The sequence below is a fragment of the Evansella tamaricis genome (genome assembly GCF_019042215.1).
GTDB lineage: Bacteria > Bacillota > Bacilli > Bacillales > Salisediminibacteriaceae > Evansella > Evansella tamaricis.
The window spans coordinates 89,956-97,760 of the sequence record NZ_JAHQCS010000100.1; the positions used below are offsets into that span (position 1 = coordinate 89,956).

Genomic DNA, 7,805 nt, shown 5'->3' on the forward strand with positions numbered 1-7,805 from the left:
TCTGGTCTTTTTTTAACGTAAGAAAGCATAAGTTTTTGCACCTTCGGGCAAGTTGTAGCTCCAGCGCCTACTTGCAAGGGAACTGAAAAAGTGGTGCTTTTCCACTTTTACAGTCCCTAAGCAATGAGCGTAGCCGTCGCAATCTTTAAAAAGCCTGATAGGAGTGGTTTTCTCCTATCAGGCGAGCGACGAGCGCAGCCATTGCCATACAAATAAAAGGAACTGAAAAAGTGGTTTTAAACTTTTTCAGTTCCTTCTTAATCGCTGCGGGGCACTTCGGAAGTGACAACCGAAGTCAAAGAGCAGACTTCTAGTTGTCATTCCTCCACCGCCCTACGCTCGTGATCTTAGGCGCTATCGCTTTTCTAATTGGAACTTTTTCAGCTGAAAATCGACAAAACTTACGGAAGAATACGAGGGCACTGAAAAAGTATTTACCACTTTTTCAGTGCCCTCGAAGAATACATTGTCCTTTTGTAAAATCACCGATTAAAACCATTTTGGCATAGGACTAATATAATGAAAAAATAGAATGGAAGGGGAAAAAAGATGAAACAGAAACGAAACAGAAAAAGTAGTAAGAAATGGATTAGTTTAATAGTTGTATTATTATCAGTTCTCACGGTATATATCCAACTATTTATGGACCAAAAAGCGATGAGTATGGAAGATAAACCGATCCATGGGGCAGATTTGTTTTCCATAACATATGAGAAGGAAATGAAAGAATTAAAGATGAATAGTCAAAGAATAATAGATTTAGTTGAGGATCAGGCTAAACGTGAGATTGTTCCTGATAATTCTTTAAAAGGGGAGACAGTAGTTACAGAACAGAAAATAACAGAAAAGGAGGAGAGCATCCTAGCAAAGGATGACATTGAAACAAATAAGGAAGAAAAGAAACAACTAACACCACCATCGAACAATGGAACAACGGTATATCTTACTTTTGATGACGGCCCTTCCCTGTCTACTGATTCCATTTTGCAATCATTGGGTGATTACGGTGCAACAGCCACTTTTTTTATGTTAGAACCTAATATGCGAAAGTTTCCTAATCAATTAAAAGCAACGATAAAGGAAGGACATGTTCCTGCTCTGCATGGGGTAACACATGACAAAAGGAAGTTTTACAAATCCGATCAGTCACCACTTTTGGAGATGAAACAAACACAGGATACATTGGTTGAACTGACGGGTATAACAACGAATCTAATAAGGACACCTTATGGCTCTACCCCCCATTTAACCTCCAGCCAAAAGAAGGTGCTATTTGATGCAGGGTTTCTGAGGTGGGACTGGACGGTAGACAGTGAAGACTGGAAATATACGAACGGAGAATATGTTAGAAAAGTCATGAAGGATATCAGAAAGGTTCATGAGGCAAACAAACCTATTATTATTTTGTTACATGATAGACAAACGACAGCTGATTATTTACAGGAGTTATTGGATAACCTCCACAAGGAAGGATATAACTTGAAGGGATTGGATGAAAGTCTCCTCCCGCATCATTTTTAAGGAAAAGGGATAAAAATGAAAGTAAAAGAAACCTGCTATTTTACTGTGGTGATGATAAATTTTAGAAAAGAATGGAACAAGTGATTTCACCCATGAAAAATTCGAAGGAAATGATCCCCATTCATTCGCTTCGATATGTACTAGCTTCATTTCTTATATGTTAAACTTTTAGGAATACTAGAGTTGGAAAAGAATCAAAAATTGATTCTTTTTTTTGTGTGAAATATTTTTTTATACAATTCGTCTAATTCATCAGATGCATCTAATGGGGGAGAGGTAATGGCAGATACAAAACAACTATCTGAATGGTTCCATAAATACAGTGATGACGTGTATCATTTCCTGATTTACAGAATTGGGTTTCGGGAAGCGGAAGACCTTATGCAGGAAGTATTTATTCGGGCATGGAAAGGGATGGATTCTTATAACGGGGATGCCAGTCCAAAGACATGGCTATTAAGTATAGCAAGAAACCTTGCACTAGATGAGTACAGGAGCAACAAGAAACGGATATGGCAAAAAATGATTTCCTTTGAACCGAAACATGACATCCGGTCTGAAGAAACTCCGGAGGAAATACTTCAGTGGAACGAAAGGAAAAGACAGATTTACCATGGTATTCGAAAATTAAAAGGAAATTACCGTGATGTGATGATTTTAAAAGGTATACAAGAATTATCCGTAAAGGAAACGGCATCCGCATTAAACTGGAGTGAAAATAAAGTACGATTAACTTATTTCCGTGCAAAGGATGCTTTAAAAAGAGAGTTAGGGGGAGGAATATATCGTGAAGAAGCATGATCATCTGGATGAATTGGATAAGGAATTAAAGTCGATGCCAAAACCACCTCTTGAAGAACATAAGAAATATAAAGTGCATGAAACAATCATGTCGGCAACGTCATCAGCCAATAAGGAAGAGCGGTCATTTTCTCAAAAATATATTCATGGTCTTGGCGGTTTCGCTGCCGTTGCAGCCCTTTTACTGTTTGTTTATGGGGCAACGATGTTTTTAGGGGAATCAGATCATCGTGGAGACGAAGGAACTGGTTTACCTATAGAGGAGGAAGCTACCGTTTATGAATTTCTTTTTGAAGGGGAAAGTGAACATTGGTATGGAGAATATTACTATTATGGTGAGGAGACAGTGTGGAGAAATGAAGCTGGGGTACCACAGCACTTAGGTAATCATTCCTATCAGATCGTGGTTACTTATAAAGGAGAGCTAGTTGATTTGGAGAGTATTGATTTTATCGAAATCAACTGGTCACAAGATGCGAGTGGAGGTTCCATGACCCGATCGATTTCCGATGGTGAACTTAGAAAAAAAGAGTTTGCTTCTTCTGGAGGCGGGAGCGGTGGTCGTAATAATATTAATAAAGATCAGGTCATTGAGGTTACGGTGAAGTGGGCTGGACTGGAAGAGTCATTTGAGTTAGTAGTGTCTAATTCCGATCAACTGGACCAATGGGAGAACAGGGGACCTGCAATGTTTCAATTGACGATGATGGTTCAAAACTATTTACTTCGTAAACTAGGTCCTGAAACGGACATTTATTCGAATACTGATTATGATTGGGATGAGGAACTTGGCAGATGGGTTATGGTGGTTGCTATGACAGAAGCGATTCATGAGGATTGGAAAGAAGACATTCTGGAAATTGTGGATGGGAAAGTTCCCGTGGAGTTTATTATATCCCGCTACACCAATGAAGAACTCTCCAAAAAACAGGAGGAACTGGCGGAACAAATGATGGATGAGAATATGTTTGAATCATACGGTTTTGAAGTACAGGATATTTTTATAAACCAACGGGAAAACAAAGTGCAGTTGGGAATTAAACCATATACTGAGGAGAATGCCCAAATAGTCCATCACTATTTTGGGGAAGAAATGATTCACATAACAGAAGCTATGGAATTTGAAGAACCAGTTGAGGATTCCATTCCGTAATAGTAGGAAAGGTGTAAAATTGTATTTGAAGTGGAGTTTCAATTAGGTAATGTGGTGTTATTAATCTTATGGGTCTCTATATTAACAATGGTAATTTATATATTAGTTAGAAAAGAAGTCAATAAATAATTAACTGTTCACAAAATCGTGCGGGACCTGGTCCCGCACGATTTTGTGAAAGTTTTGTTTTACGGTTTTTTATTTCACTGTTAAAATTAACCTATTGAATTCCATGATGAATTCAACAATTACATTTATTATTAGAAAGAAGGAAATCAAATCATGCCAGACTTTAATGGTGTACGTAAACTTTCAAACCTATTATTCATCGTTGCTGTTATATTAGTAATCATCATTATTAGCAGATTATTTAATGGAGAATTTTCTGCCATGTTATTTACTATCTTGTCCTTCTCCGTACTGAATGCTATAGCTTTGAGACTGGTCGTTAAGGAAACAAAGGAAGTAGTTCAATATCAAATTAGAACGATGATGGACATCAAAGATCAAGAATAAGTTTAAAAGTCTAGGGGGACATCATGCATGAAAATTAGGCCATTAAAAAAACAGGAATCCCTCCCTATGGATCTATTATTATTAGCGGATCCATCACAAGAACGTATAGAAAAATACTGTACTATAGGAGAGGTATTTATAATAGAGGATCAGGATCATGTAATTGGTGTGATTGTCCTAATAAAAACATCGCATGATATAATGGAAATTGCAAATATTGCTGTTGTGGAGGCGTTCCAGGGAATTGGAGTTGGGAAAAAACTTCTGATATATGCAATAAAAACCGTCAAAGACCGTGGTTATAAAGCGATTGAAGTTTGTACTGGAAATTCCAGTATCGACCAGTTGGCATTTTATCAAAAAAATGGGTTCCGCATTATAGGTGTGATTCCTGACTTTTTTAAAGACAATTACAAAGAAGAAATATTTGAAAATGGAATACAATGCAGGGACCTGATTCGTTTAAGGCAAGCATTTTGAAAAACGAGATTTTAGGAAGGGATAGAAATGAAAAAAAATCAATTGAAAAAATCATCCAAGGAGAAATCATTGTATGGGGTTTGTGGAGGTATTGCTGAGTTTTTTGGCATTTCTTCTCTTAGCATCAGACTAATATTTTTAGTGACAATGCCTGTATCTATTATCGTCTACATAATTCTAGTCAATAGTCTTCCAGATTCTCCTCCCTCTTTATAGTATCACTAGGTGTAAAGTAATATAGGAGCTCCCAAGTGGATGAGTAAGACTAGGTTTACCTCAAAAAGACAAAAACAACAGGAGTTAACTACTTTAATTGGTTATACCATATTTTAACTGGAGGAACATATGGACTTTTATTTCAATACAGTAAATCTAGTTCTATGTTTTATGTTATTTCTATTACTAATTATTTTGTTATTACTGTTTTTCAAACTGAAAAAAGCAGTTCTTATTTCATTCATTTCAGTACTTCTCCTGTCTTTCCTTGTTGTTTATATGGAATATAGGAGTCAGTTCATTACGTTCGAAAATTTAGCAGCAAATCAAATTGACGACGAATCTACCTATTGGAGCATGACCATCTGGACATATGATGTATCAAAGGAAACTCCACAGGCTACAGCCGTAGCATCCATCTATGATAAGAAAATAATCCAAACGATATTGGATGATTTTAAAGATATGGAGTTAAAACGTGATGATGTTTTACGATTTTACGAAAGAGAGTACCGTATACAAATTACAACGAGAAACCATTTCACCTTTTATGTAGATGAGGATTATATTGATCACTACGAGATACTAAACGATACGAATCACTTACAAACGATTGAATATCTTATTACTAGTAATGATGTTCTTTGGGAGTATTTTGAGGATTAAAAGTGATCGTTAAAAGAATTGATAGAGCGGCATCCGAGATAAACCGGGAGAAGCAAAAATCTACAAAAACATGTAACAGAGCAAATTAAAATAGGAATGGTGAGCTCAAAATGACAAATATTAATCTAATAACTTTTCGGAAAAAACTAGTTTTTATTTTTCTTTCCCTTAGTGTAATTTCCCTGTTATTAGTGTTGCTATTATGGCATCAGGGCATTTTTATACCTAATGAGACAAAGGCAAATCAATATCCTGTGAAAGGGGTGGATGTTTCTTCTTACCAAGGAGACATTGATTGGGAAATCCTTCAGGAAGAAGGAATTGACTTTGCCTTTATTAAAGCCACGGAGGGAAGTTCATTTGTGGATCGGTACTTTCCTTTTAACTGGGAAAATGCACAGAAAACCAAGATGCGTATTGGTGCCTACCATTTTTTCAGTTATGACAGTGGAGGTGATACACAGGCTGAAAATTTCATAAAAACCGTTCCTAAAAATCCACTTGATTTACCGCCAGTTATCGACGTGGAGTTTTATGGTGACAAAGAAAAAAATCCTCCAGAACGGCGTCTAGTGGACAAGGAATTGCAAACGATGGTGGAAATGTTAGAAAATCATTATGAAAAGACAGTTATTATTTATACAACGAAAAAAGCATACGACCTATTTATCAAAGATGGTTATGAAGACTGTGATATTTGGATTCGTGATGTATTTACGGAACCAACCTTGCCCAACCAAAGGGATTGGACTTTTTGGCAATATACCGACAGAGAGCGTCTAAAGGGCTATGATGGGGTAGAAAAATTTATTGATGTGAATGTATTCTTCGGGAGTGAAGAAGAATTTTTTAATTGTTTAGGAAATTATAAAATTCTCGAACTGTGGATAAGTTTTAGTTTAAAATATTGTTATGGGAGGTGAAGTCATGGTAAAGCACGGTAGCGGAGTGATAAAAAAGATACTTAAGGATCACTTCGATGGTTTTTGGAGACTTCATCATGATCGCTTCCCTAAAGAGTATCAAGGTGATGTTCAGGAGGCCGTTGAAAAAGCAATAAAGTGTGGCACAACTGACATTGGTTTTGCGAAATATGAATGTTTAGGATGTGAAGGAGAACCTAAACCAGTCTTCGTAGGTTTTACGTGCAAAAGTCGATTCTGTCATAGATGTGGTAAAAAATATACCGATGATTGGTCAGATAAACAAGAAGAAATGATTTTTGATGTTCCACATCGTCATATGGTGTTTACGATTCCGAAGGAGATAAGATCAGTATTTTTTTTAGATCGTAAAAAGTTAAATGAATTGAGTAAACAAGTGGCAGAAGTCTTTCATTTTTACTATCAAAGAAAAAGTAAGAAACGCGACTTAAAAGTGGGTATTATAACCGTCATTCATACATTTGGACGAGATTTAAAATGGAATCCTCATATACATGCCTTAGTAACAGAAGGCGCTCTTGATAAAAATAAAGAATGGGTTCCGAGTGAATTCATCCCTTATGAGTACCTAAGAAAAATCATGGCAAAAGGTAGTAATGGATGCAATAAAAGAGTGGTTCCCAACTAATCCTAAGGTCCATACACTAGTAAATGATTTATATAAACGCTATCCTAAAGGGTTTTATGTTAACGCAGAAAAGAAAATGAAAAATGCAAAAGGCGCGGCTAAGTATATAGGTAGATACCTTGCTAGACCAGCAATTGCAGAGTATAGAATTGAATCTTATGATGGAGAAACGATTCGATTTTGGTATGAAGATCATCAAACTGGTAAGAAGGTAAATGTGGCATGGCCTATTTTTCGATTTCTTTTTGAGTTACTACAACATATTCCTCCCAAGCATTTTCGAATGGTTGGGCGTTTTGGGTTGTATAGCAGAAAATCACATAAGAAAACGAATCAAATCCTATCACTTTATGCTTATGTAAGAACTCGTCAGCTCTCTTTGTTGGTAGAAAAGAAGAAAAGAAAGAAAACCTATCGCCAAAGAATGATTGATGCGTTTGAAAGAGATCCTTTTATATGTCCTCATTGCCATCGCGAGATGGATTTAACAGAAATTTGGCATGCGGATCATGGATTTATTTTTCATTATATGCAAGGGGTGAAGTGTATTAAATTTAGGAGGGAAGAAGATGTCATCAAAAAAAGAGCAGGATAATACGATAAATGACCCTTTTTTGAGATGGCTTGAAGAAGGGGAAGACCCGTTTGGATTACATGAAGATCAAGAAGATGATGTGATTATTTTTAAGTGTTTAGATTGTAAAAAGACAGATGAAGTACCTGATTTTGTAGTAGGTGATTTCTCTGTTGATTTAAAAGAAGGAGAGAAAGTTGAAATTGAATGTCCTTATTGTAGTGGAACTATGCATGAAGCGAGTGACGTCCCAAGTAAATAGTACTTAACTTGGGACGTGCGAAAGTCGCGTTAGCGATTTTGTTC

Annotated in this window: 11 protein-coding genes; all 11 read left to right on the top strand. The window is 36.4% G+C overall.

What is annotated here, in order from left to right:
* Positions 1 to 549: 549 nt before the first annotated feature.
* Complete coding sequence (locus tag KS419_RS12125; RefSeq protein ID WP_217066668.1) at positions 550 to 1,521, top strand: polysaccharide deacetylase family protein; 972 nt, start codon at positions 550 to 552, stop codon at positions 1,519 to 1,521.
* 279 nt (positions 1,522 to 1,800) lie between these two features.
* Positions 1,801 to 2,322 carry an RNA polymerase sigma factor gene (locus KS419_RS12130; protein ID WP_217066669.1) on the top strand — a complete coding sequence of 174 codons (522 nt, stop codon included), beginning with the start codon at positions 1,801 to 1,803 and terminating at the stop codon, positions 2,320 to 2,322.
* Entirely contained in the window at positions 2,309 to 3,475 is a 1,167-nt protein-coding gene (locus tag KS419_RS12135) for a hypothetical protein (protein ID WP_217066670.1), read from the top strand. The genes KS419_RS12130 and KS419_RS12135 overlap by 14 nt, the downstream gene beginning before the upstream one ends.
* Positions 3,476 to 3,757: 282 nt before the next feature.
* Positions 3,758 to 3,991, top strand: a complete 234-nt coding sequence (locus KS419_RS12140; protein ID WP_217066671.1) for a hypothetical protein — start codon at positions 3,758 to 3,760, stop codon at positions 3,989 to 3,991.
* A 27-nt stretch (positions 3,992 to 4,018) separates the two neighbouring features.
* The gene (locus tag KS419_RS12145) at positions 4,019 to 4,471 is read left to right on the top strand and encodes a GNAT family N-acetyltransferase (protein WP_217066672.1); all 453 of its coding nucleotides are present in this window, start codon (positions 4,019 to 4,021) and stop codon (positions 4,469 to 4,471) included.
* 27 nt (positions 4,472 to 4,498) lie between these two features.
* Positions 4,499 to 4,687: a PspC domain-containing protein gene (locus KS419_RS12150; RefSeq protein ID WP_217066673.1), complete on the top strand. Its 189-nt coding sequence runs from the start codon at positions 4,499 to 4,501 to the stop codon at positions 4,685 to 4,687.
* 129 nt (positions 4,688 to 4,816) lie between these two features.
* Positions 4,817 to 5,353: a hypothetical protein gene (locus KS419_RS12155; RefSeq protein WP_217066674.1), complete on the top strand. Its 537-nt coding sequence runs from the start codon at positions 4,817 to 4,819 to the stop codon at positions 5,351 to 5,353.
* A gap of 110 nt (positions 5,354 to 5,463) precedes the next feature.
* The gene (locus KS419_RS12160) at positions 5,464 to 6,276 is read left to right on the top strand and encodes a GH25 family lysozyme (protein ID WP_217066675.1); all 813 of its coding nucleotides are present in this window, start codon (positions 5,464 to 5,466) and stop codon (positions 6,274 to 6,276) included.
* Positions 6,277 to 6,280: 4 nt separating this feature from the next.
* Positions 6,281 to 6,925 (top strand): IS91 family transposase, encoded by a 645-nt coding sequence (locus KS419_RS25210; protein ID WP_217065250.1) that lies wholly within the window; start codon positions 6,281 to 6,283, stop codon positions 6,923 to 6,925.
* On the top strand, positions 6,894 to 7,520 hold the full coding sequence (locus KS419_RS25215) for a transposase (RefSeq protein WP_217065251.1): 627 nt from the start codon (positions 6,894 to 6,896) through the stop codon (positions 7,518 to 7,520). Before KS419_RS25210 ends, KS419_RS25215 begins: the two co-directional genes overlap by 32 nt.
* Complete coding sequence (locus KS419_RS12175) at positions 7,495 to 7,761, top strand: hypothetical protein (protein ID WP_217065252.1); 267 nt, start codon at positions 7,495 to 7,497, stop codon at positions 7,759 to 7,761. Before KS419_RS25215 ends, KS419_RS12175 begins: the two co-directional genes overlap by 26 nt.
* Positions 7,762 to 7,805: the final 44 nt, after the last annotated feature.

Bases quoted from the DNA above. Each gene is read 5' to 3' on its own strand.
- KS419_RS12125 (WP_217066668.1), top strand. From the start codon at position 550: ATGAAACAGAAACGAAACAGAAAAAGTAGTAAGAAATGGATTAGTTTA.
- KS419_RS12175 (WP_217065252.1), top strand. From the start codon at position 7,495: ATGTCATCAAAAAAAGAGCAGGATAATACGATAAATGACCCTTTTTTG.
- KS419_RS12150 (WP_217066673.1), top strand. From the start codon at position 4,499: ATGAAAAAAAATCAATTGAAAAAATCATCCAAGGAGAAATCATTGTAT.
- KS419_RS12155 (WP_217066674.1), top strand. From the start codon at position 4,817: ATGGACTTTTATTTCAATACAGTAAATCTAGTTCTATGTTTTATGTTA.
- KS419_RS12145 (WP_217066672.1), top strand. From the start codon at position 4,019: ATGAAAATTAGGCCATTAAAAAAACAGGAATCCCTCCCTATGGATCTA.
- KS419_RS12140 (WP_217066671.1), top strand. From the start codon at position 3,758: ATGCCAGACTTTAATGGTGTACGTAAACTTTCAAACCTATTATTCATC.
- KS419_RS12130 (WP_217066669.1), top strand. From the start codon at position 1,801: ATGGCAGATACAAAACAACTATCTGAATGGTTCCATAAATACAGTGAT.
- KS419_RS25215 (WP_217065251.1), top strand. From the start codon at position 6,894: ATGGATGCAATAAAAGAGTGGTTCCCAACTAATCCTAAGGTCCATACA.
- KS419_RS12160 (WP_217066675.1), top strand. From the start codon at position 5,464: ATGACAAATATTAATCTAATAACTTTTCGGAAAAAACTAGTTTTTATT.
- KS419_RS25210 (WP_217065250.1), top strand. From the start codon at position 6,281: ATGGTAAAGCACGGTAGCGGAGTGATAAAAAAGATACTTAAGGATCAC.